Origin of the sequence: Gemmata sp., from assembly GCF_051859125.1 — a bacterium.
GTDB lineage: Bacteria > Planctomycetota > Planctomycetia > Gemmatales > Gemmataceae > Gemmata.
This window is the reverse complement of record NZ_JBHYGG010000291.1, coordinates 60920-81989: the sequence shown is the minus strand read 5'-3', so window position 1 is coordinate 81989 and position 21070 is coordinate 60920. Positions and strand designations below refer to the sequence as shown.

The 21070-nt window shown below is 69.0% G+C and carries 18 protein-coding genes; 11 read left to right on the top strand and 7 right to left on the bottom strand.

The genetic code is table 11. The annotated features are described in order from the left end of the window. The first annotated feature begins 21 nt into the window (after nt 1-21). The 4 genes from ACTIGN_RS30720 to ACTIGN_RS30705 all read left to right on the top strand — a co-directional run bounded on the left by ACTIGN_RS30720 (nt 22) and on the right by ACTIGN_RS30705 (nt 4080). Entirely contained in the window at nt 22-1911 is a 1890-nt protein-coding gene (locus ACTIGN_RS30720) for an adenylate/guanylate cyclase domain-containing protein (protein ID WP_439631141.1), read from the top strand. 81 nt (nt 1912-1992) lie between these two features. Continuing rightward, complete coding sequence (locus ACTIGN_RS30715) at nt 1993-2712, top strand: MotA/TolQ/ExbB proton channel family protein (protein ID WP_439631139.1); 720 nt, start codon at nt 1993-1995, stop codon at nt 2710-2712. Further along, nucleotides 2705-3466 (top strand): ExbD/TolR family protein, encoded by a 762-nt coding sequence (locus tag ACTIGN_RS30710; RefSeq protein WP_439631137.1) that lies wholly within the window; start codon nt 2705-2707, stop codon nt 3464-3466. The genes ACTIGN_RS30715 and ACTIGN_RS30710 overlap by 8 nt, the downstream gene beginning before the upstream one ends. Beyond that, a complete protein-coding gene (locus tag ACTIGN_RS30705; protein ID WP_439631135.1) occupies nt 3463-4080 on the top strand; it encodes an ExbD/TolR family protein in 618 nt (205 codons plus the stop codon). Before ACTIGN_RS30710 ends, ACTIGN_RS30705 begins: the two co-directional genes overlap by 4 nt. Nucleotides 4081-4170: 90 nt before the next feature. Here the strand turns inward: ACTIGN_RS30705 and ACTIGN_RS30700 are convergent, their stop codons facing one another. Together ACTIGN_RS30700 and dnaK are read right to left on the bottom strand one after the other, a co-directional pair. Continuing rightward, a complete protein-coding gene (locus ACTIGN_RS30700) occupies nt 4171-5163 on the bottom strand; it encodes a hypothetical protein (RefSeq protein ID WP_439631133.1) in 993 nt (330 codons plus the stop codon). Between the two features lie 229 nt (nt 5164-5392). After that, nucleotides 5393-7339: a molecular chaperone DnaK gene (dnaK, locus tag ACTIGN_RS30695; protein WP_439631131.1), complete on the bottom strand. Its 1947-nt coding sequence runs from the start codon at nt 7337-7339 to the stop codon at nt 5393-5395. Nucleotides 7340-7862: 523 nt separating this feature from the next. On the opposite strand from dnaK, the gene pheA reads away from it, so the two are divergent. Further along, nucleotides 7863-8993 carry a prephenate dehydratase gene (pheA, locus tag ACTIGN_RS30690; protein ID WP_439631129.1) on the top strand — a complete coding sequence of 377 codons (1131 nt, stop codon included), beginning with the start codon at nt 7863-7865 and terminating at the stop codon, nt 8991-8993. A gap of 205 nt (nt 8994-9198) precedes the next feature. Here pheA and ACTIGN_RS30685 read toward each other — a convergent pair whose 3' ends face one another. From ACTIGN_RS30685 to ACTIGN_RS30675, 3 genes are all read right to left on the bottom strand, one after another. Then, nucleotides 9199-10359, bottom strand: a complete 1161-nt coding sequence (locus tag ACTIGN_RS30685) for a thioredoxin family protein (RefSeq protein WP_439631127.1) — start codon at nt 10357-10359, stop codon at nt 9199-9201. Between the two features lie 148 nt (nt 10360-10507). Beyond that, on the bottom strand, nt 10508-11413 hold the full coding sequence (xerC, locus tag ACTIGN_RS30680; RefSeq protein ID WP_439631125.1) for a tyrosine recombinase XerC: 906 nt from the start codon (nt 11411-11413) through the stop codon (nt 10508-10510). 51 nt (nt 11414-11464) lie between these two features. Next, the gene (locus ACTIGN_RS30675; RefSeq protein WP_439631123.1) at nt 11465-11668 is read right to left on the bottom strand and encodes a hypothetical protein; all 204 of its coding nucleotides are present in this window, start codon (nt 11666-11668) and stop codon (nt 11465-11467) included. Between the two features lie 255 nt (nt 11669-11923). On the opposite strand from ACTIGN_RS30675, the gene ACTIGN_RS30670 reads away from it, so the two are divergent. The 3 genes from ACTIGN_RS30670 (at nt 11924) to ACTIGN_RS30660 (ending at nt 16056) form a co-directional block, all read left to right on the top strand. Then, nucleotides 11924-13750 carry an MFS transporter gene (locus ACTIGN_RS30670; protein ID WP_439631121.1) on the top strand — a complete coding sequence of 609 codons (1827 nt, stop codon included), beginning with the start codon at nt 11924-11926 and terminating at the stop codon, nt 13748-13750. Between the two features lie 81 nt (nt 13751-13831). Continuing rightward, nucleotides 13832-14629, top strand: a complete 798-nt coding sequence (locus ACTIGN_RS30665; protein WP_439631119.1) for an MBL fold metallo-hydrolase — start codon at nt 13832-13834, stop codon at nt 14627-14629. Between the two features lie 47 nt (nt 14630-14676). After that, nucleotides 14677-16056, top strand: coding sequence for a UTP--glucose-1-phosphate uridylyltransferase (locus ACTIGN_RS30660; protein WP_439631117.1), 1380 nt, complete (start codon nt 14677-14679; stop codon nt 16054-16056). Nucleotides 16057-16220: 164 nt separating this feature from the next. Here the strand turns inward: ACTIGN_RS30660 and ispD are convergent, their stop codons facing one another. Both ispD and ACTIGN_RS30650 read right to left on the bottom strand, forming a co-directional pair. Then, entirely contained in the window at nt 16221-16973 is a 753-nt protein-coding gene (gene ispD, locus ACTIGN_RS30655) for a 2-C-methyl-D-erythritol 4-phosphate cytidylyltransferase (protein ID WP_439631115.1), read from the bottom strand. Further along, a complete protein-coding gene (locus ACTIGN_RS30650; protein ID WP_439631114.1) occupies nt 16970-17308 on the bottom strand; it encodes a hypothetical protein in 339 nt (112 codons plus the stop codon). Before ACTIGN_RS30650 ends, ispD begins: the two co-directional genes overlap by 4 nt. Before the next feature lie 248 nt (nt 17309-17556). Between ACTIGN_RS30650 and ACTIGN_RS30645 the strand changes: the two genes are divergently transcribed. The 3 genes from ACTIGN_RS30645 to ACTIGN_RS30635 all read left to right on the top strand — a co-directional run bounded on the left by ACTIGN_RS30645 (nt 17557) and on the right by ACTIGN_RS30635 (nt 20927). Further along, complete coding sequence (locus ACTIGN_RS30645; RefSeq protein WP_439631112.1) at nt 17557-18318, top strand: sugar phosphate isomerase/epimerase family protein; 762 nt, start codon at nt 17557-17559, stop codon at nt 18316-18318. Nucleotides 18319-18697: 379 nt separating this feature from the next. Further along, nucleotides 18698-19777 carry a S1C family serine protease gene (locus ACTIGN_RS30640; RefSeq protein ID WP_439631111.1) on the top strand — a complete coding sequence of 360 codons (1080 nt, stop codon included), beginning with the start codon at nt 18698-18700 and terminating at the stop codon, nt 19775-19777. A gap of 133 nt (nt 19778-19910) precedes the next feature. Further along, a complete protein-coding gene (locus tag ACTIGN_RS30635; protein WP_439631109.1) occupies nt 19911-20927 on the top strand; it encodes a S1C family serine protease in 1017 nt (338 codons plus the stop codon). Nucleotides 20928-21070: the final 143 nt, after the last annotated feature.

The following is a 21070-nucleotide window of genomic DNA, read 5'->3' as shown; positions in this document are numbered from 1 at the left end:
GGGCAGTGGAGCCCGCGCCACATGGCAGAGTTGGAAGCACTGGCCGAGATCAAGGCCGCCACCGGGGGCACGTCCGTTGCCCCCGGCCAGTACACCTGGCGGTACCCCCTCCCCGAGAACAAGGTCATCCGCCTCGGGAGCGACCCCGGCAAGGCCGACTGGGTCGTCCCCGAGGACAAGATGATCTCGCGGCTCCACGCCACCCTGGAGTGGAACGGGACCACGCTCACGGTGATGCGGCGGGCGGTCACCCCGGACTTCCCGAAGCCGCCCCAGAACCACATCTGGTTCCGGAACAACGCGGTCGAGAAGTGCGAGGTCCGGCCCGGCGAGTGGTTCGTCATCGGGCAGACCCGGTTCGCCCTCCGCGGGGACCAGGACGCCGCCCCGCCCGCGCCCGTCGACGCCACCATCGTCCAGCAGAAGGTCGAGTACACCCGGGCCGAACTCGAGAACCTGACGTTCTCCGACCCGGTCACGATCCTCAAGGCGATGGAGCAGATCCCGAACGTCCTGAAGATGGCGGTGAACGAGCCGAGCCTGTTCCGGCAGATGCTCAAGGTGGCCCTCACCGGGCTCCCCAAGGCCGACGCGGCCGCGGTCGTCCGCATCCCGCCCGACAGCGGCCCGAACGACCTCCGGGTCGCGGTGGTCGAGCAGAACGTCCGCGGGTCGCAGGCCGCGATGGCCGCCGAGTTCGTCCCGTCCCGCAAGCTCGTGCGGCAGGCGTTCCGCGAGCGGAAGAGCTGCCTGCACATCTGGTCCACGAACCCCGAGGACATCGACCCGGCGGCCGGCACCGACCACACGCTCACCCTCGGCGCGATGTTCCAGAGCGGCGCGACCCCGTGGGCCGTCTGCACCCCGTTCCAGGACGGGTCGCCGTTCGCGCTCTACATCAGCGGCCGCGCGCGGCCCGACGGCGGCGGCCCCGCCAAGGTCGAGTCGAAGTCGCTGACCGACTACCAGAAGTTCGGCGAGATCCTCGTCGGCCTCATCGAGACCACCCGGCGGACCCTCAAGGTGATCCGGCAGAACCAGCTCCTCCAGGGGGCGTGGCCGACGTCGCTGCGGAAGTACCTCGACGACCCGGACAAGATGGAGGGGATGCTCAAGCCCCGGGAGACGAACGTCACCGTGCTGTTCTGCGACCTGCGGAACTACTCGGGGTACGCCGAGGAGCACGGGTCCGACCTCATGGCCGCCCAGCGGGACATCCAGTTCGCGCTCGACACCATGAGCGGCGGCGTCACCCAGAAGGGCGGCATCGTCGCCGGGTTCCGCGGCGACGCGGTCCTCGGGTTCTGGGGCTGGCCCGACGGGGCCGACGCGCAGATCGAGGCCGCGATGGCGGCCGCCCTGCTCATCCGCGAGCGGCTCACCGGCTCGATGTTCCAGAAGCGGTGCGGCCTGGGCGTGACCCACGGCCGCGCGATCGCCGGCCGCCTCGGGGCGCACGACCTCGGCGTCGTCGACCTGTACGGCCCGGTCGTCAACCTCGCGTTCCGCCTCGAGGAGATGACCAAGGCGTTCGGCGTCGGCATCGTCCTCAACGACACCGTCGCCAACAAGATCCTGGAGCGGGACCCCAACGGCCAGCTGTGCCGCCTCCGCCTGCTGGGCCTCGTCCGCCCCCGGGGCATGAAGGTGCCGCTGCGGGCCTTCGAGCTGTCGCCCACGAGCGGGAACACCTGGCTCACGGGCGAGTGGTACCAGTCGCAACTCGCGCAGTGGAACGAGGCGGTCGAGTGGTTCATCGCCGGCGAGTGGGGCTCGGCCCGCGAGCGGCTCGGCGACCTGTTCGAGAGCGACCCGGTCGCCCAGTGCCTCATCCGCCACATGGACAAGACCCGGGGCAAGCCGCCGCCCGACTGGGACGGCGCGTTCCTCCCCACGCCCCCGTCGACCTGACCCACCGAGCCCACCCGTTGCAACGGGTGGGCTCGGTCGTACTCCTACTGTGTCGCCCACCAACTCCACGACGGACCAGGCATGAACGCGGTCAAAGGGTTCTTCCTCGACGAGTGGTACTTCGCGCTGCCGCTCGTCGTGCTGTCGCTCGTCTCGGCCGCACTCGTCATCTGGCGGATCCTCCTTAACAAGTCTTCCAGCACCGACATGGACGACTTCCTGCCCGTGTTCCAGCAGACGCTGCGGAAGCACGGCGTGAAGGGGGCCGTGGCGCTGTGCAAGGAGGAGAAGGGGCTGATCCCGAACCGGCTGTTCATCGCCGGGCTGGAGGCCGCCGACCAGGGGGCCGCGGCGATGCGGCGGAGCATGGCCAACGAGACCGAACTCGAGATCGTGCCGCGGCTCCACTTCCTCCTCGCGCCGATCCTCGCCATCGCCAAGATCGCCACGATGGTCGGGCTGTTCTTCACCGTCATCTCGATGATCCAGACGTTCGACGCCATCGGCCAGCAGACCAAGCAGGGCAACGTGAAGGGCGTGGCCGGCGGGGCCGACAAGATCGGCCTCGCGCTGTTTGCCACGGCACTCGGCCTGTTCACCGCCATCCCGCTCGTGTTCGGCCACGTGCTGTTCAAGGACTGGATCGCGAACTTCGAGATCAAGATCAAGTCGGCGTCGCAGAAGCTCGTCACGCTGGTGACCAACTACAAGAAGGACCCAAAGCTACTCGACGTGGCCGAGGAACCCGAGGACGCCGACGACCGCAAGCGGAAGCCCGCCCGGGGGGCGCGCCGTGGCTAAGCCGCCCAAGGCGTTCGACGTGTGGTTCGTGACCGCCAACACGGTCTACAAGGGCGTGCCGTACCACGTCGTCGCCGACTGGACGCAGCAGGGCCGGCTCGGCGCGACCGACATGGTCCGGCCGGCGGGCACCGAGGCCGAGTGGGCCCGCGTCGACGCGCAGGACGGGCTGACCGACTACCTCCCCCGGCCGACCGCCGTTCGCACGGTCTGGGCCGAGGCCGAGAGCGCCGCCGGCCCCGACCCGACGCCGCCGGGCGAGCCGATCGAGTTGCCCGAACCCGAACCGGGCCCGGCCGCGCCGCGCATCGAGGACGACGACGAGGTCGACATGATCCCGCTGATCGACATCAGCATGGTCCTCCTCGTGTTCTTCATCATCATCCGCGCCGCGGGCGCGCTCGCCCCGGTGGACGTGCCGGAGATGCGGTACGCGGGCGAACTCGCCTCCGACCCGTTCGCCATCACGATCAACGTGGACAAGGCCGACGAGTTCACCGTGGTGTACTCCGTGCGCGTCGGCCAGAACCCGGCGCGCCCCGACCACGACCGCCTGCCGACCCCCGAGGCGGCGATCGCGGCGCTCGACGCGCTGCTCCTCGAAGCGCAGCAACCGCCCGAGGTCCGCATCGCGTGCCGCAAGGACCTGCCCAACGACCGCGTCACCGAACTGCAACTCGAACTGGAGCCGCGGTTCAAGAAGCGGCAGATCAACTCCTACGTCGCCACCGTCGTCGAGGCACCGAAGAAATGAGCGCGTGGCACGTGCGGCAACAGGGCTCCCCGGCCGCGGTCAGCGTCCCCGACGCGGGCGCGGTCGCCGAGGGGCTGCGCGACGGCAACTGGCTCCCGACCGACGAGGTCCGCGGGCCGGGCGACGCCGCGTGGCAGCCGATCGAGAGCCACCCGACGTTCGCCGCGGTCGCCGAGGAGGTCGCCCCGCCGTCCCGCGCGACCGCCAGCGACGACCACCTCGACATGAACCCGCTGATCGACGTGTGCCTCGTGTTGCTGATTTTCTTCATCCTCACGATCACCTACGCCTCGCTGGAGCGCGCCATCGACGTGCCGCCGGTCGAGCAGGACAAGAAGGGGCCGGCCCCGCAGGTGCAACTGAAGGACATCCGGGACCGGGTGTTCATCGTGCGGGCCACGATGGACGGCGAGAAGCCGGTGGTGAAGATCGAGAAGAAGGACGTGCCCGTCGATCAGATCTTCAACGAGATGAAGCAGGTGATCGCATCGACCGGCCGCAAGGAGATGGTGCTCGACGTGGACAAGGACGTGCCGTGGGGCGTGCTGACCGCGATCCTCGACGCCGCCAAGGGCAACGGCGTCTTCCAGATCACCCGCAACAACCGCAAATAGTCGCAGGTTGTCAGGTCATCAAGTCGTCAAGTCCCGAGCAGTCCGAAGCGACTTGACGACTTGATGACCTGACAACCTAATGACGCACCTTCACCGCTTCACCTTCTGCTCGTCGACGTACACCTCCGGCGCGCCGCCGCGGATCGTCACCTTGAAGATCGTCTCCTCGATGTCCTCGGCGCGGCGGTTCCGGTAGCTCGTCTCCATCTTCGAGAGTTCGGCCTCTTGCTCCTTCGTGAAGATCGCGCAGAACGACCGCGTCTTCACGTCCAGGCCGAGCGCACCGATCACGCTGTTCACCGCCTCGGGCCGCGAGTCCACGAACCGCAACAGGCTCGCGAAGTCGGCCGCGTCGACGGTCCGCGGGGTGCCGGGGTTGTCGAGGTTCTCGATGAGCAGGCACTTGTCGGTCCCGGGGATCGGCACGAGGAGCCGGGCCTTCATCGCCTTGAGCTGGTCGAGGTAGTCGCGGCCGCTCGACACCTTGAACCGCAGCGTCCACCGCATGTTCCGGCCGAGCGTCGAGTTCGACCCGGTGCCGCCGGGGCCGGTGCCCTTCGAGCCGTCGGTGCCCTTCCCCGCCTCGTTCCCGGCCCCGCGGTTCGCCCCGAGGAGCTTGTCGCGGATCGCCTTGTCGAGCCCCGCGTAGGCCGCGGCGTTCGACGAACTCACGGGGATGTTCCCGGTCGGGTCGATGGTCTTGATCGTCTTCTGCACGTCCTCGATCTGCGGGAGCTTGCTCGGGTCGGCCAGCGACTCGACCGCGGCGGTCGCCGGGTCCTTGTTGAGGATCTGGATGAGTGGGTCTTCCATCCCGCCGGAGCCGGGCGAGCCATCGCCGTCGTCGCCAAGGCCGCCGACGGCCATCGACCGCACGGGGACGCCCGACTTGTCCTCGCCCTTGTTCATGAGCACCAGCACGCAGTACCCGATCACGGCCCCGATCAGGACGTGGAGCAGGACCGAGCTGACGAGCGACAGCGGGAACTCGAGCCGCTTGTTGTACTTCTCCTCGAAGCTCTCCTCGGGCGGCCCCTCGACCCGTGCGGGCTTGGGGTCGGGCTTGGTGACGGGCTCGGGCATCGGGTGACCTCGCGGCGGGGGCGACGGAATTGAGGGCTCGCGGCCAGCAGTAGGGCCGGCTCTGCCGGCCGTAACGAGAGCAATCCGCGCTGCCTCGGCCGGCACAGCCGGCCCTACGACCGGGCGTCGACCATTTGTTTCTAACGTACCCGACGCGGGTGCGCCGGGGAACCAGAAACGACGAAAGCCCGCCCGGTGTTCCGGGCGGGCCTCGGCGGGACCGTCAGACTTACTTCTTCACTTCGTACTCGGCGTCCATGACGTCGTCGCCGCCGTCCTTCTTCTCGGCGGTCGGCCCGGGCTCGGCCCCGGGGCCGCCGGCCTTGGAGGCGACGTGCTGGGCCATCGCGGTCGCGGCCGCGTCGAGGCCCGAGGTCGCGCTCTTGAGGGCCGCGAGGTCCCCCTTCGGGATCGCCTCGCGCACCTTCTGGATCGCGGCGCTCACCGGGGCCTTGTCGGCGTCAGTGAGCTTGTCGCCGGCCTCCTGCATCGCCTTTTCGACCGCGTGGACGCGGTTCTCGGCCTCGTTCTTGGCCTCGGCGAACTCGCGCTTCTTCTTGTCCTCCTCGGCGTGGAGTTCGGCGTCGCGCTTCATGCGCTCGACCTCCTCCTTGGTCATGCCCGAGGAGCCCTCGATGCGGATGCTCTGCTGCTTGTTCGTGCCCAGGTCCTTGGCCACGACGCTCAGCACGCCGTTGGCGTCGAGTTCGAACGTCACCTCGATCTTCGGCACCCGGGCCGGGGCCGGCTGGATGCCGTCCAGGTGGAAGCTGCCGATCTTCTTGTTGTCGTCGGCCATCGGCCGCTCGCCCTGGTACACCTCGACCTCGACCGACGGCTGGTTGTCGGCGGCGGTCGTGTACGTCTCGCTCTTGCGGGTCGGGATCGTCGTGTTCCGCGTGATCATCGGGGTCAGCACGCCGCCGAGGGTCTTGATGCCCAGGGTCAGCGGGGTCACGTCGAGGAGTTGGATGTCGGCGGCCGCCCCGAGGAGCAGTTGCGCCCCCTGGATCGCCGCACCGATCGCCACCACCTCGTCCGGGTTCACGCCCTTGTGGCCCTCCTTCCCGAACACCTCCTTCACGAGCTGCTGCACGCGGGGCATGCGGGTCATGCCGCCGACCAGGACGACCTCGTCGATCTGGTTCGGCGTCAGCTTCGCGTCCTTGAGGGCCGCGAGGACCGGCTTCTTGCACCGCTCGATCAGGTGGTCGGCCATCCGCTCGAACTGGTTCCGGCTGATCGACCGCACCAGGTGCAGCGGGTTCCGGTTCTCGTCCATCGTGATGAACGGGAGGTTCACGTCTGTGTTGGCCTGGCTGCTGAGGTCCTTCTTGGCCTGCTCGGCGGCCTGCTTGAGCCGCTGCATCGCCATCGGGTCCTTGCGGAGGTCGGCCCCGTGTTCTTTCTTGAACTCGTCGGCCAGGTAGTCCATCACCACCTGGTCGAAGTCGTCGCCGCCGAGGTGCGTGTCGCCGTTGGTCGAGAGAACTTGAAACACGCCGTCGTCGCCGACGTCGAGGATGCTCACGTCGAACGTGCCGCCGCCGAGGTCGAACACCGCGATCTTCTGGTCCTTCTTCTTGTCGAAGGCGTAGGCGATGCTCGCGGCCGTCGGCTCGTTGATGATCCGCATCCGCTGCTTGACGACCTTGCCGTCCTTGCCGCGGATCTCGTAGTCGGTGTCGAACCCGGCGATGGCGGCCGCGTCGATCGTGGCCTGCCGCTGCGAGTCGTTGAAGTACGCCGGGACCGTGATGACCGCCTTGCGGACGGTGTGGCCCAGGTACGCCTCGGCCGACTCCTTCAGCTCGCGGAGGATCATCGCCGAGATTTCGGGCGGGGTGAACTGCTTGCCGTCGATCTCGACCTTCACGAGGTCGTTCGCCCCGCCGACGATCTTGTACGGGACGAGCTTCTCCTCGCTCTCCACCTCGCTGTGCCGGCGGCCCATGAACCGCTTGATCGAGTAGATCGTGCGCCGCGGGTTGGTGACGGCCTGGCGCTTGGCCTTCTCGCCGACGGGCCGGTCGCCCTTGTCGGTGAACGCGACGATGCTCGGGGTGAGCCGGTCCCCGTCGCGGTTGGCGATGACCTTCACCTCGTTGCCTTCCATCACGGCGACCACCGAGTTCGTGGTGCCGAGGTCGATGCCGATGATCTTCTCTTCAGCCATGTCCGATTCTCCCTTGTGGTTTGAACATCGACCCGGCCGGCGTACTTGTTGTATGTTGCGGGCCGCGTCCCGGTTGTGTCGTCCGGGGATCAGCGGGGGGCCCCGCGCCTCGCGGTGCCCACTTCCGCCAGAACCCGCCGGGTCGTGTGTTTCACAGGTTTCGAGTACCTGAGCCCGTGTCGAGATTCGCGAATTTCCGCGGTTTCGCCGGTCTCCTTAGCAAGCTGCGTGCCGCGCGACGAAATGCCCCACATCAAGTTCACAAGTCGCTTATTGATCGCTGCTTATGTCGCTCCCGCGAGATCGAGTCGCCAGGGCGTGGGGCACGGCGTGTCATTTTGTCACTCGTGTATCAACTCTCTGTCCGGATTAGGATTGTGGCACAATCGGATCTCGCCTCACAGGTGCGACAACCCGCACAAATCCTCAAATTCCCCGGGCAATTGGGGCGCGAGGTTCGTTGACACCCTGCTGTCACCACGTACATTCTCTCGAAACCAGGGCTTTCTCCGCCGGGGCTCACATGACGCGCAAGAACGACTCCGAGGCCGCACAGCCGTCGCCCGAGAAGATCGCGGCGAATTTGAAGGGGTTGCGCGTCCAGATCGACAAGCTCGACCTCCAGATCCTCGACCTGCTCAACAAGCGGGCCGCGGTCGCCGGGCAGATCGGCAAGGTGAAGGCCGACCAGGGCGGCGAGGTGTTCAACGCCTCGCGCGAGGAGGAGGTTCTCAACAACGTCCTCGGCACGAACAAGGGGCCGCTCGCCGAGGTCACGCTCAAGGCGATCTTCCGCGAGCTGATCTCCGGGTCACGGGCGGTCCAGAAGGTCCAGAAGATCGCGTTCCTCGGGCCGCTCTACAGCTACAGCCACCTCGCCGCCCTGGAGCGGTTCGGCGAGTCGGTGGTGTACAACCCGACGGCGAACATCGCGACCGTGTTCGAGGAGGTCGTCCGCCGGCACGCCGACTACGGCGTGGTGCCGCTGGAGAACTCAACCGACGGCCGCATCGCCGACACGCTGGACATGTTCATCCGCACGCCGCAGGTGAAGATCTGCGCCGAGATCCGGCTCCGGGTCCACCACCACCTGCTGGCGAACTGCTCGCAGGCCGAGGTGCGGCGGGTGTTCAGCAAGGCGCAGGCGCTGTCGCAGTGCCGGAACTGGCTCAGCAAGAACCTCCCGCAGGCGACGCTCCACGAGGTCGCCAGCACGACCGACGCGGCCAAGCTCGCCACGTCGGAGCTGAACGTCGCCGCGGTCGCGAGCCGGCAGGCGGCGGTGAAGTGGGGGCTCAACGTCCTCGCCCAGAGCATCGAGGACTCGCCGTTCAACGAGACCCGGTTCGCGGTCATCGGCCCGGCGGACAGCGCGAAGACCGGCAGCGACAAGACCGCGATGATGTTCCAGATCAGCCACGCCCCCGGCGCGCTGGCCGACGTGCTGACGATCTTCAAGGGGAACAAGCTGAACCTGACGTGGATCGAGTCGTTCCCGTACCCCGAGGCGAAGGGCGAGTACGTGTTCTTCATCGACTTCGACGGGCACCGCGACGACCCGAAGGTCCGCAAGACGATCGCGGCGATGGAGGACACGTGCGAGGTGGTGAGCGTGCTCGGCTCGTTCCCGCACGCCAAGCCGACCGACGAGTAATTCCAAGTTCGATTGATCCCTGGCTCTTCTGTAGCCGGGCTCTGTGAGGCCGGGCGTGGGCGAGTCCCACAGGCCCGGCCTCACAGAGGCCGGCTACAGTGAGCAATCAACAAGACTCGGAATAAGACGCACCGTGATCAACAGCGACCGGAGCGGTTCCGCACTCCGGTCGCTGACGCTCCCGGCTCGCCAAGTCGCTCACGTCTCACGGCTTCTGCAACCCGACCGGCGAGCCGGCGGTTCCCGCCCGCAACTTGGTGATCTGCGCCAGGGCCGCGTCGCCCTGGCGGGTGTTCGGGCACAGCTTCACGACCCTCTCGTAGTTCGTGATCGCCTCCAGCACCTGCCCCTTCCCGGCCCACGCCTCGGCTAGCGCCGTGTACATCGCCGCGGTGCGCTCGGTCATCTGGTCGCTCGCGACCGCGAGCCGCTCCGGGCTCCCCTTGATCTCGGCCGCGATCCCGTTGGCCTCCTTGGCCTCGGGGAGGTCGGCGTAGGTCGCGGCGAGCTGCTCGCACTTCTGGAGGCAGTCGTAGAACTTGCCGGTGCGGAACTCCTGCCGGGCCGAGGCGAGGAGGTCGCGGGCCGCCCGGACGCGCAACTTCTCGCGGGTGTCGGGGTGGGCCGAGATGCTCGTGACGAGTGCGGTCGCATCGACCGCGGCCTGCGTGCCGGCGAAGGTCTTCACGGTGTCCGCGAGCGCGTCGAGGGCGTCGCGCGTCAGCCCGCTCTGGTCGAGTTCCTTCGCCCGCGCGACGCGGCTCGCGGCGAGTTGCTCGATCTCCGCGAGCGCGAGGCGGGCCTTCTGGCCGGCCGGCTTGTCGGCCGCCTCGCGGTACACGCCCTTGAGCAGCGACACGGCCCGGGGGTACTCCCCGGCGGCGGCGGCCTTGTTCGCGAGGTCGAGGTCGCGGGCCATCCACTCGGGGGTCGCGGCGGCCGGGGCCGTCTTCTTCATCGCGTCGTTGAGCTTGTCGGCCTCGACGTACCCCTCGATGAACGCGTGGATCTTCCCGTCGGACCCGGCCAGAACGATGGTCGGGTAGAGCTGCACCTTGAGCGCCTTGGCGAGCCCCGGGTCCTTGTTCGCGTCGAGCTTGAGGGGGATGAAGTTGGTCGCGAGGTGGGCGTTGACGACGGCGTCCTTGAGCGGGCCGCCCTCGAGCTTGCGGCAGTAGAAGCAGTTCTCGGTGCCGATCACGACGCAGAGCGACTGCCCCTTATCGATCGCCTCCTTGCGGGCCGCGTTGTAGTCCGTGCGCCACACCACCGGGTCGGCCGCGAGCGCCGGGCCGGGGAACGTGAGCCACGCGGCGGTGACGAGCGGGATCAGGAGGGCGGCCGGTCGAAGTGCGAACTCTCTCATGGTGTCGTCCCCGGGTGCGGTCGTCGAGTAGCTGGCGTCGGGCGCGAGTCGGGCACGGGTCGGGGCGCGAGGGGGTCGGGGCCGCGCGGAGGTGTGCCGCGAGCCGTTCCGCCGGTCGAGCGCCCGTCTGTCTCCGCTCCGCCCGCGGTCAGGACCGCGGGTGGGCCTTGTTGTAACTGTCCTGGAGCCGGCGGGTCGTCACGTGCGTGTAGACCTGCGTCGTGCTCAGGCTCTTGTGGCCCAGAAGTTCCTGCACGCCGCGGATGTCCGCCCCGGCGTCGAGGAGGTGAGTTGCGAAGCTGTGCCGGAGCGTGTGCGGGCTGGTCCGCGGGTCGAGGCCGGCGGCCTTCAGGTACTTCGCGAGGAGCCGCCCGATGCTGCGGACGTTGAGCCGCGTGCCGGTCTTGTTCAGGAAGACCGCGGCCGACTCCTTGTTGGCCCTCTGGAGGAGCGCCGAGCGGTCCGGGAGCCAGCCGTGAATCGCCCCGACCGCCTCGGGGCCGAGGAGCGCGAGCCGCTCCTTCTTCCCCTTCCCGCGGACGGTGACCACCCCGTCGGACAGGTCCGAGTCGAGCAGGTCGAGGCCGACGAGTTCGCTGACGCGGAGCCCGGCGGAGTACAGCGTCTCGAGGATCGCCCGGTCGCGGCGGCCGGCCCAGTCGGTCTCGGGCGGGGCCGCGAGGAGCTTCTTGATGCCGTCGAGCGTGAGGAAGTGCGGGAGGTGCTTCTCCTGCCGCGGGGCGCGGAGGCTCTTCGCCGGGTTCTCCTTGAGCACCCCCTGGCGGCACAGGAACTTGCCGAACGACCGCACGGCCGCGAGCCGGCGGGCGATGGTGGACTTGGCGTAGTTCTGCTCGTGGAGCCACGCGACGAACGCCCGCAGGAGCCGGGTGCTCCAGTCGTCCGGGTCGACGTGCTGCTTCTTGACCCGGTCGCGGGCGAACGCGAGCGCCTGCGTCAGGTCCTCGCGGTAGGACTTGACGGTCTTGTCGGACGCGTTCTTTTCCAGGCCGAGGTGCGTGAGGAACTCGGCCAGGCCCTGTTCGAGCGTCAAGGTGTCGGTCTCGTGGTGTCTGCCGGTCGGTCGCGCCCGCGAGCCGCACCGTCAGAACTCTTCCTGCGGGCTCACGAGCTGGGTGCGGACCCGCTCGGTGAGGACGGCCGCGTCGAACCAGTTGATCTTCACCGCCGGGTCGGCGGCCTTGTCGCGGATGTCGTTGATCAGGGCGTCGCGGCTCTCGTCGTCGTAGACGAAGACGTACCGCTCGTCACCCTTGATGAGCGCGAGGACGTTGAGTTCGCGTGTCATGCGGCGGCCTCCGGGCGGGTCCGACTCGTCCCCCCAAAGATCGGCAACCGGCGGGCCGGGCTGAAGGGTTTCCGGCGGATGTGGCGGGCCCCGCCGCGGCGGGGCCGCGCGACCCGCACGGCCGGCGGGGTCGCGGGATTTGTTGCAGTCGTCACGGCGAAGGACTCGTTTTTGGTGGCACCCGGTGGGGGTGGTTGCTAAACTCGCCCCGCACGCCCGCGTGATCGTCCCACCGAAACTCTCCACGGAGCCTCGATGAGCACCGCTGTGTCTTCTGCGCCCCTTTCACCCGGGAAGAACGAAAAAGTTCTGTTCTGGGCCAGCTTCTGCACGCTGATCGCAGCGGGCATCGGGTTCTCGGTCCGCGGCGTGATTCTGGAGGACTGGGGCAACCAGTTCGGGTTCACCCAGGCCGAACTCGGCACCATCACGGGCGGCGGGCTCGTCGGGTTCGGGCTGGCGATCATCTTCTTCAGCTTCTTCGCCGACCGGTTCGGGTACGGGAAGCTGATGGCGGTCGCGTTCGTGCTCCACGCCGCCTCGGCCGTGGTGACGTTCGCGGCGACGCCCGTGTACGGCGCGTACGGCAAGGAGGGCGCGTTCTGGTGCCTCAACGCCGGCATGTGGCTGTTCGCTCTGGGGAACGGGACGTGCGAGGCGGTCATCAACCCGCTCACCGCGACCCTCTTCCCGCGGCAGAAGACGCACTGGCTCAACATCCTTCACGCCGGGTGGCCGCTCGGGCTGATCCTGGGCGTGATGATTACCCTCGGGTTCGACCAGGTCGGCGGCACGATCCGCTGGGAGTACAAGCTCGGCGTGTTCCTGATCCCGGTGCTGGCCTACGGCGGGCTCATGGCCGGGCGGCCGTTCCCGCAGTCCGAGGCGAAGTCGGCCGGCGTGCCGCTGACGGGGATGATGAAGGAAGTGGGCATGTTCGGGTTCACGCTCGGCGCGGCCCTGATCGGCCTCGCCCTGGCGAACCTCCTGCCGAGCGTGTTCGGGCTGCCGGCGTGGATCGGGTGGATCGCCGCGGCCGGCGTGTGGCTGGCGTTCGGCATCTCGACGAACTTCGCCCCCGGCCACTGGGTCCTGGCGTTCCTGTACGTGCTCCACGCCCTGGTCGGGTACGTCGAACTCGGCACCGATAGCTGGATCACGAACATCACCAAACAGGTCCTCAAGAGCGGCACCAACGCGCAGCTCGCGTTCATCTGGACCAACGTGCTGATGTTCACGCTGCGGTTCTTCGCGGGCCCGATCGTTCACAAGATCAACCCCATCGGCCTGCTCTTCGGCAGCGCCTGCCTGGGCACGCTGGGCCTGTACCTGCTCGGCCAGGACTTCACCAACTCCGTGTGGCCGTGGGTGATGGCCGTCACGATCTACGGCATCGGCAAGACGTTCTACTGGCCGACGCTCCTCGGCGTCGTCTCCGAGCGGTTCCCGAAGGGCGGGGCGCTCGCGCTGGGGCTGAGCGGCGGCATCGGGATGATCGGGGCCGGCCTGCTCGGCGGCCCGGGGATCGGCTACAAGCAGGACTACTACGCCGTCAAGAACCTCCAGCAGACCTCCGCCGGTGAGGCCACCTACGAGCGGTACGTCGCCCGGAACGCGAAGGGCGAGTTGGAGAAGACCGGGTTCCCGCTCGTGACCGACGTGCTGCCGACCACCGCCCCGGCCGTCGCCGGCCTCGACAACGCCAAGTTGAAGGTGTTCGACGACTACTCGGCCGGGTTCGGCGCCGACGGCAAGCGCAAGCCCGACGCGAAGACGACGCTGGAGAGCGACCTGGAGGTGCTCAACTCGCAGGAGGCCGCGGGCAAGCCCGTCGAACCGAAGCTCAAGGAGAACCTCACCAAGCTCCAGGAGTGGTGGGTGAAGGACGGGATGCCGAACTACGAGGCGGACAAGCCGAACCTGGCCGCCGCGCGGATGTACGGTGCGAAGACGGCCCTGCTCGCGACCGCCGCCGTTCCAGCGACCCTCGCCGTCGGGTTCCTGCTCCTGCTGCTGTACTTCGCTGCGACCGGTGGGTACTCGCAGGTCCACCTCGACGACAAGCGCCCGGCCGGCCACTGACCGAAATCCGTGGCGGCCGAGCGAGGGCCGCCACGGGCTCCCCCTCTTGTCTCTCGCTCACCCGGTCCGTGAAATGACCGGGTGAGCACTCCCACCGCTGGACACCGGACGTTCACCTTCCTCGGGACGGGGACGTCCGTCGGCGTTCCGATGCTCGGGTGCGACTGCGCCGTGTGCCGGTCGCCCAACCCCCGCAACAACCGGTACCGCTGCTCCGTCCTCGTCGGCACGCCCCGCGGCAACATCCTGATCGACACCACCCCCGAGATCCGGCTGCAACTGCTCCGCGAGAACGTCAAGCTCGTCCACTCCGTTCTGTACACGCACTACCACGTCGATCACCTGTTCGGACTGGACGACCTGCGGCTGTTCCCGATCGCCCTCGGCGCGTCGCTGCCGATCTACTGCACCGACGAGACCGAGGAGATCATCCGCCAGGCGTTCGCCTACGTCTTCGACCCCGGCACCGCCGACCTCCCGGCCGGGGCGCTGCCGAAGCTGGAGGTCCGGCGGATCGCGGCCGACCCGTTCGAGGTGCTCGGCGAGCGGGTCACCCCGATCCCGCTGTTGCACGGGCGGTTCAACTGCCTCGGGTTCCGCATCGGCGACGTGGCGTACTGCACCGACGTCAGCCTGATCCCCGATTCGAGCTGGCCGCTGCTCGAGGGACTCAAGGTGTTCGTGATCGACGCGCTGCGGCCGACGAAGCCGCACCCGTCGCACTTCTCGCTCGACCAGGCGCTCGAGGCGATCGACCGGGTGCGGCCCGAGCGGGCGTACCTGACGCACATGTCGCACACAATGGACTACGATTTGCTAGTCCAGTCGCTGCCGCCCCACGTCGCCCCGGCGCACGACGGGTTGAGCTTCACGTTCTGACCGCCCGCAGCCGCCCACGGGTCCGGTCGCCACTCGGGAACCCCCACATGACCGACGCCCCCGCGGAGCTGATCGACCGCCTCAAGGCCCACCGCCAGAGCCACGTCCTGATGGGCTGGGACGCGCTGAGCGCCCCCCAAAGGGCGAGCTTCGCTGCGCAGCTCTCGGCAATTCACTTCCGCGAGCTGGACCAACTCGCCGCACAGGCGAAGAAGCCGGTCGAGCCGCCGAAGTCGGGGCACGTCGCCCCGCTGCCGGTCGCGCCGGCCGTTGCCAGCCCGCACGAGCGCGCGCTCGGCGAGGAGGCGCTGCGGCGCGGCGAGGTCGCGGCGCTGATCGTCGCCGGGGGCCAGGGGAGCCGGCTCGGGTTCGAGAAGCCCAAGGGGATGTACCCGGTCGGCCCGGTGTCCGGCGCGACGCTGTTCCGGGTCCACGCCGAGAAGATCCTCGCCGTGTCGCGGCGGTACGGGAAGCCGGTCCCGTTCCTCGTGATGACGAGCCCGGCGACCGACGCCGAGACGCGCGCGTACTTCCGCGAGAACCTGTTCTTCGGCCTCGCGGAGGCGGACGTCATCTTCTTCGAGCAGGGGACGATGCCCGCGGTGTGTTCGCGGACCGGCCGGCTCCTGCTCGAAGCGCCCGGGAGGCTCGCGCTCAGCCCCAACGGCCACGGCGGCACGATCACGGCGCTCGCCGAGCGCGGCGTCCTGCGCGAACTCCAGCGCCGCGGCGTGAAGCACGTGTACTACTTCCAGGTGGACAACCCGCTCCTGAAGATCTGCGACGCCGGGTTCGTCGGCCAGCACGTCGCGGCCCGGTCCGAGGCGTCGTCGAAGGTGGTGTTCAAGGAGCGGCCCGAGGAGAAGGTCGGCGTGTTCGCGCTCATCGACGGCAAGTGCGGGATGATCGAGTACAGCGACCTGCCGAAGGAACTGGCCGAGGCCCGCGACGCCAACGGGCAGTTGACGTACCGGGCCGGCAACCCGGCCGTTCACCTGTTCACGGTGGAGTTCCTCGATCGCATCACGTCGACCGGTGGCCTGGCGTACCACATCGCCCGCAAGGCGGTCCCGCACTTCGACCCCGAGGCCGGGAAGCCGATCGACCCGGCCGGCGAGTTGAACGGCCTGAAGTTCGAGCGGTTCATCTTCGACGCCCTGCCCCTGGCCGAGCGGTGGCTGGCGGTGGAAACGTCGCGGGCCGAGGAGTTCGCGCCGCTGAAGAACGCGACCGGCGCCGACTCCCCCGCGACGGTCCGCGACGCCCAGATCGCGCTCCACTCGGGGTGGCTGGAGCACGCCGGCGTTCCGACGCACGGGCACCCGGTCGAGATCTCGCCGCTGTTCGCACTCGACGCGGGCGAGTTGAAGCGGAAGCTGCCGGGCGGGTTCCAGGTGACCGGACCGACGTACCTCAGCGCCGAGTGACGGTCGATATTCAGGCGACGAATGAATCGCCGTAACGTGATGCTGCGCTTCACCTTGTTTAATCTAATACAAATTTGTCCGCAAGAATTAGGTTGATTTGGCGAAGTTGGAGTTCATCGCGGACGGGTGGCGCGACGGGTCCGAACCAATGAGAGCGGGCCCGGTCACCACTTCGCTTCGTCGTCGAACGGCCCGGCCGACACCCGCGGTTCCGGCCGCTGGGCCGTGCGGGCCTTCAGCACCGCGTCGGCGAGTTCCAGATCGTCGCGCGTCGTGATCTTGAAGTTCGACGGCGACCCCGGGACCACGAAGACCGGGTGCCCGGTCGCCTCGATGAGCTGCGCGTCGTCGGTGATCGCGGCGGAAAGTTCCGCCCGCCGCTCGTACGCCTCGACGAGCCAGTCGCGGCGGAACACCTGCGGGGTCTGGGCCTGCCACAGCCCGGCGCGGGGCTCGGTGCCGACGATCCGGTTCGTCTCTTGCTCGACGCGCTTGAGCGTGTCGGCGACCGGCACCCCGGGAACGACCGCGCCGTGCTCGCGGGCCGCGGCGAAAACGCCGTCGATGAACGGCTGCGTGACCATCGGGCGGACCGCGTCGTGGACGGCGACGAACTCGACGCCCGCCGGCACGCGGGCGAGCGCGTTCGCGACCGAGTCGAACCGCTCGGCCCCGCCCTCGACCAGTTCCACGTTCACGAACAACAGCAGGTGCCCGAACCGCGTGCGGAAGTCGTCGCGGTCCTCGGGGGCGATGACGACGTACACCTTGGACACGTCGGTGCGGGTCCAGAACGCCTCGGCCGACCGGACCCAGACGGGCCGGCCGTCGAGCGTGGTGAACGGCTTCTTCTCGTGCCCGCCGAACCGGGTGGACTTCCCCGCCGCCGGCACGATGACCGCGAACTGACCCGTCATTCCGCTACCCCGTTCGTGCTGGGCGCGCCCGCCCCTTGTTCTACGAGTTTCTGCCACCGGCCGAACGTCTCGGCCCACCGGCCGACGACCGCCTCCCGCTCGCCGAGCTGGCCCTCGACCGTCGCCGCGAGGTCCGCGGCCGCGGTCAGCCGCGCGTCCCACTGGCCGAGCCGCGTTTCGAGCCACGTCATCAGGTCGGGCGGGGCCGCCCTCGCGGGCGTGTCGGTCACGGCGGCCCACCCCTCGCGGTGCCGGTCGAGGTCGCCGAGCGTCTGGTCGAGGGCCGCGGCCATCCGGTCGAGGGCGGCGGTCCATTCGGCGGTGGGCAGCGACATTCTGGTTCCCCGGGCGGTGTGGGAAGGCACGGGTTCTTAGCGTCGGCTCGACTCCAGGAAAAGAGATCATTTCCCGGGACATTCTCCTTGCACTCCCGAACACCTCCGGGTATCGCACCCCATCTCGATGGGGACGCGCGGCACTCGACGGGGGGTCGGGAGCGGCGCGATCGGGGGCCGCACCGGTGCGTGCGGGACGGACGGGACACCGGGCCACCGCCCGAGTTCCTATTGAGGGGGGCCACACAATGTACGTCGCCTGCTCGACGCTCAGCTTCAGTAAACTTTCGCTCGAAGACGCGCTGCGGACGGCCCGCGAGATGCGCTTCGCCAAAGCGGACCTGGCGGTCCACGCCGTCGGGCCGCACCTGACCCCGGCCCAGGTCGCCGCCGACCCGGGCCGGACCGCGCAGGTGTTGAAGGCCGCCAACCTGCCGCTCGCGGCGATGCACGTCGACACTGGCGACGCCGGCCCGGCCGAGGCGCGGGCCCAGCTCCGCGCCGTGGCGCGGCTCGCCCGCGTGTCGGCCACCCCGCTCCTGACGGTGCCGGCCGCCGCACTGGGGTCCGACTTCGACGCCGAGACCGACCGGCTCCGCGACTGGGTCAAGGTGACCGCCGCCGAGGGGGTGATCCTCACCGTCGAGACGCACTCCGCGACCCTGACCGCCGACCCGAGCGGGGCGGCCGAGTTGTGCCGCCGCGTGCCGGGCCTGTTCCTCACGCTGGACCCGAGCCACTACCAGGTCGGCGCGCACGGGGCGGTCAACCACGACGCGCTCTACCCGCTCGTCCGGCACCTCCGGTTGCGGGACACCGGCGCGGCCCCGGAGCAGTTCCAGGTGCGGATCGGCCAGGGGCTCATCGAGTACGGCCGCGTGATCTCGATGCTCGAGAAGTACCGGTACGACCGCTGCCTGACGGTGGACGTCCGGGACGTCGCCGACAGCCCGTTCCCGGTCGAACCCGAGGTGCGGAAGCTGAAGTACCTGCTGGAGTCGCTGGTGTGAGCCGCGCCGCCGCGGACCCGTGACCGGATCCACAAGCCCCCCGTTGTGGGGGCCGTCTCGCGCCCCCTGAGCGTCACACGCCGGTAACGGTTCGCGCCGATGGCCCGCCGCCCGCGGCCCGCCCGGACACCTGGATTTCCCGCCGCTCACCACCTTCCCGACCCGATTCCGGCCCCGCGTTTGCCATCATTTCCCTGCGGACCGTGCGGCGCGGCCCCGGAGCTGGGCCGGGTCCGGGCGAATAATACCCCGCACGCCACGCGACCGGATTCCGCCGCCCGGGGAAATTCTGTGGAACCCCGGAGTTTGGTAGTACCGTCCAACGGCGTAGGGTATCCTAAACGCAAGCTACTCAATCGCGAGAGTCGGAGCTGCTCCAATGACGACGCGACAGATCACCCGGTCCGTTGCCGGCTGCGGTATGGCGGTGGCCCTGTTGGTCGCCGCCGCCCCGAACTGGGCCGCGGCCGATCCCAAGGCCGACACCAAGTGGGACACGAAGCGGACCGCCCCGCCCGAGGACCTGGACGAACTCAAGGCGCTCCAGGCCCGGGTCAAGGCGCTCGTCGATAAGTGCACCCCCTGCACCGTCGCCATCACCATCGGGTTCGGGGCGGGCAGCGGCGTGATCGTGAGCGAGGACGGCCTCGTGCTCACCGCCGCCCACGTCATCGCTGGCGAGCCCAAGGGCGGCGACAAGGGCGGGTACGAGCCGAACCGGGACTGCACCATCATCTTGCACGACGGCAAGCGGGTGAAGGCCAAGACCCTCGGCATCAACGACCGGGCCGACAGCGGCATGGTCAAGATCGTGGACAAGGGGCCGAAGGACGGGAAGTGGCCGTTCCTCCCGATCGCGAAGTCGGCCGACGTGAAGCCGGGCCAGTGGGTCGTGTCGCTCGGGCACCCGGGCGGCCCCAAGAGCGGCCGGGCCCCGGTCGCCCGCCTGGGCCAGATGGAGAACCCGGACAAGCACCGGATCCACACGGCCGGCGGGTTCGTGGTCTCGAACTGCACGCTCGTGGGCGGCGACTCCGGCGGCCCGCTCTACGACCTCGACGGCAACGTCATCGGCATCCACAGCCGCATCGGCCTGTCACTGGCCACCAACGTTCACGTCCCGACCGACAAGTTCAAGGAGGAGTGGGACAAGCTCGTCGCCGGCGAGGTCATCGGTGCGAAGCCGAAGCCCGTCGCGGCCGTCGTCGGCGTCGTCTTTCCGGAGGACGAGAACGACGACGCCTGGGTCGCCGAGGTGGACGAGGAGGGTCCGGCGGCCAAGGGCGGGGTCAAGGCCGGCGACACCATCACCAAGTTCAACGGCGAGCAGGTCAAGACCGTGAAGCGGTTCCGGGAGTTGGTCAAGGACCGGAAGCCCGGCGACGTCGTGAAGCTCGGCCTCCGCCGCGGGACCGAGGCCCTCTCGGTCTCCGTCACGCTCGGCAAGCGCGGGGCTTGATCCGTGTGCTAGAATTGTCCAACCGGGCGGAGGGGGACACTTCCCCTTGCCCGTGAGGCCAGGACCGCCGATCTCCTCTCCACCCCCTCCGGGGGCGACCGACTCATCCCATCGCCACTTTTCGGGAGTCCCGATGACTGCTCGTTCGCTGGCTGCCGCCCTCGTGCTGGCCGCCGTCGCCTCGCCGGCGTCGGCCCAGATCTCAACGAACCCCAAGGTCCGCGCGCCGTTCAAGGCCGTCGTCACCAAGGCGACCGAGTCCACCGTCCGCATCCGCGGCGACGACAAGGACATCGCCCTGGGCACCATCGTCTTCGCCGACGGGTACATCATTACCAAGGCGAGCGAGCTCCGCGGGGCACTTTCGGTGCGCCTGTCCGACGGCACCGAGTACGAGGCCAAGACCCTGGCCACGCACGTGCCCACCGACCTCGCGATGATCAAGATCGACGTCAAGGACCTGACCCCGGTCACCTTTGCGGACTCGAAGAAGGTGCCGATCGGGAACTGGCTGGTCAGCGCCGGCCCGCAGAGCGAGGCGATGGCGGTCGGCATCGTGAGCCACGGGACCCGCCCGCTCACCTTCCCCGACGACGTCATCGTCAACGCCAACCGCGGGTTCCTCGGCATCTTCCCGGTGGACGAGAAGGACAAGGACGGGAAGGTGATCGGGGCGAAGATCGAGAGCCTGGAGGCGAAGGGCGGTGCGGCCAAGGCCGGGCTGAAGAAGGACGACGTGATCGTCTCGCTCGACGGCAAGGAGACCCCGGGCCAGGAGACCCTACGGGCCATGCTCGAGAACCTGCGGCCCGGCGACAGCGTGAAGCTCAAGGTGCTCCGCGAGGGCGAGGAGAAGGAGTTCAAGGCGACCCTGACGGGCCTGCCGGTGCCGAGCCGCGGCGACATCCAGAACTCCATGGGCGGCGCGCTCTCGGGCCGGCGGACCGGGTTCCCGGCGGTCCTCCAGACGGACATGGTGATCGAACCGAAGGACTGCGGCGGCCCGGTCGTGGACCTCGACGGCAAGGTGCTGGGCGTGAACATCGCCCGTGCGGGCCGCGTCGAAACGTGGATCCTGCCGAGCGAGAACATCCGCCCGATCCTCGCCGAACTCAAGGCCGGTAAGTCCACCGCCAGCCCGAAGCGGTGACGCTCCGGACCCGGTGAGTGCGACACAAACGTGCCCGGCCCGGTCGGACCCCAAGGCGGGACCGACCGGGCCGGTCCGTTGTCGGCCCGTGACGGTGTCGCCCCAGCATTCGGCCCCGCGTCTCACCACCGCCACGTTGGGGT

What these genes read in the sequence shown, in the direction of transcription:
- ACTIGN_RS30645 (WP_439631112.1), top strand. Translation starts at nt 17,557, where the DNA reads ATGTACGTCGCCTGCTCGACGCTCAGCTTCAGTAAACTTTCGCTCGAA.
- ACTIGN_RS30700 (WP_439631133.1), bottom strand. Translation starts at nt 5,163, where the DNA reads ATGCCCGAGCCCGTCACCAAGCCCGACCCCAAGCCCGCACGGGTCGAG.
- ACTIGN_RS30650 (WP_439631114.1), bottom strand. Translation starts at nt 17,308, where the DNA reads ATGTCGCTGCCCACCGCCGAATGGACCGCCGCCCTCGACCGGATGGCC.
- ACTIGN_RS30685 (WP_439631127.1), bottom strand. Translation starts at nt 10,359, where the DNA reads ATGAGAGAGTTCGCACTTCGACCGGCCGCCCTCCTGATCCCGCTCGTC.
- ACTIGN_RS30635 (WP_439631109.1), top strand. Translation starts at nt 19,911, where the DNA reads ATGACTGCTCGTTCGCTGGCTGCCGCCCTCGTGCTGGCCGCCGTCGCC.
- ACTIGN_RS30675 (WP_439631123.1), bottom strand. Translation starts at nt 11,668, where the DNA reads ATGACACGCGAACTCAACGTCCTCGCGCTCATCAAGGGTGACGAGCGG.
- ACTIGN_RS30715 (WP_439631139.1), top strand. Translation starts at nt 1,993, where the DNA reads ATGAACGCGGTCAAAGGGTTCTTCCTCGACGAGTGGTACTTCGCGCTG.
- ACTIGN_RS30660 (WP_439631117.1), top strand. Translation starts at nt 14,677, where the DNA reads ATGACCGACGCCCCCGCGGAGCTGATCGACCGCCTCAAGGCCCACCGC.
- ACTIGN_RS30670 (WP_439631121.1), top strand. Translation starts at nt 11,924, where the DNA reads ATGAGCACCGCTGTGTCTTCTGCGCCCCTTTCACCCGGGAAGAACGAA.
- ACTIGN_RS30720 (WP_439631141.1), top strand. Translation starts at nt 22, where the DNA reads ATGGCAGAGTTGGAAGCACTGGCCGAGATCAAGGCCGCCACCGGGGGC.
- pheA (WP_439631129.1), top strand. Translation starts at nt 7,863, where the DNA reads ATGACGCGCAAGAACGACTCCGAGGCCGCACAGCCGTCGCCCGAGAAG.
- ispD (WP_439631115.1), bottom strand. Translation starts at nt 16,973, where the DNA reads ATGACGGGTCAGTTCGCGGTCATCGTGCCGGCGGCGGGGAAGTCCACC.
- ACTIGN_RS30705 (WP_439631135.1), top strand. Translation starts at nt 3,463, where the DNA reads ATGAGCGCGTGGCACGTGCGGCAACAGGGCTCCCCGGCCGCGGTCAGC.
- ACTIGN_RS30640 (WP_439631111.1), top strand. Translation starts at nt 18,698, where the DNA reads ATGACGACGCGACAGATCACCCGGTCCGTTGCCGGCTGCGGTATGGCG.
- dnaK (WP_439631131.1), bottom strand. Translation starts at nt 7,339, where the DNA reads ATGGCTGAAGAGAAGATCATCGGCATCGACCTCGGCACCACGAACTCG.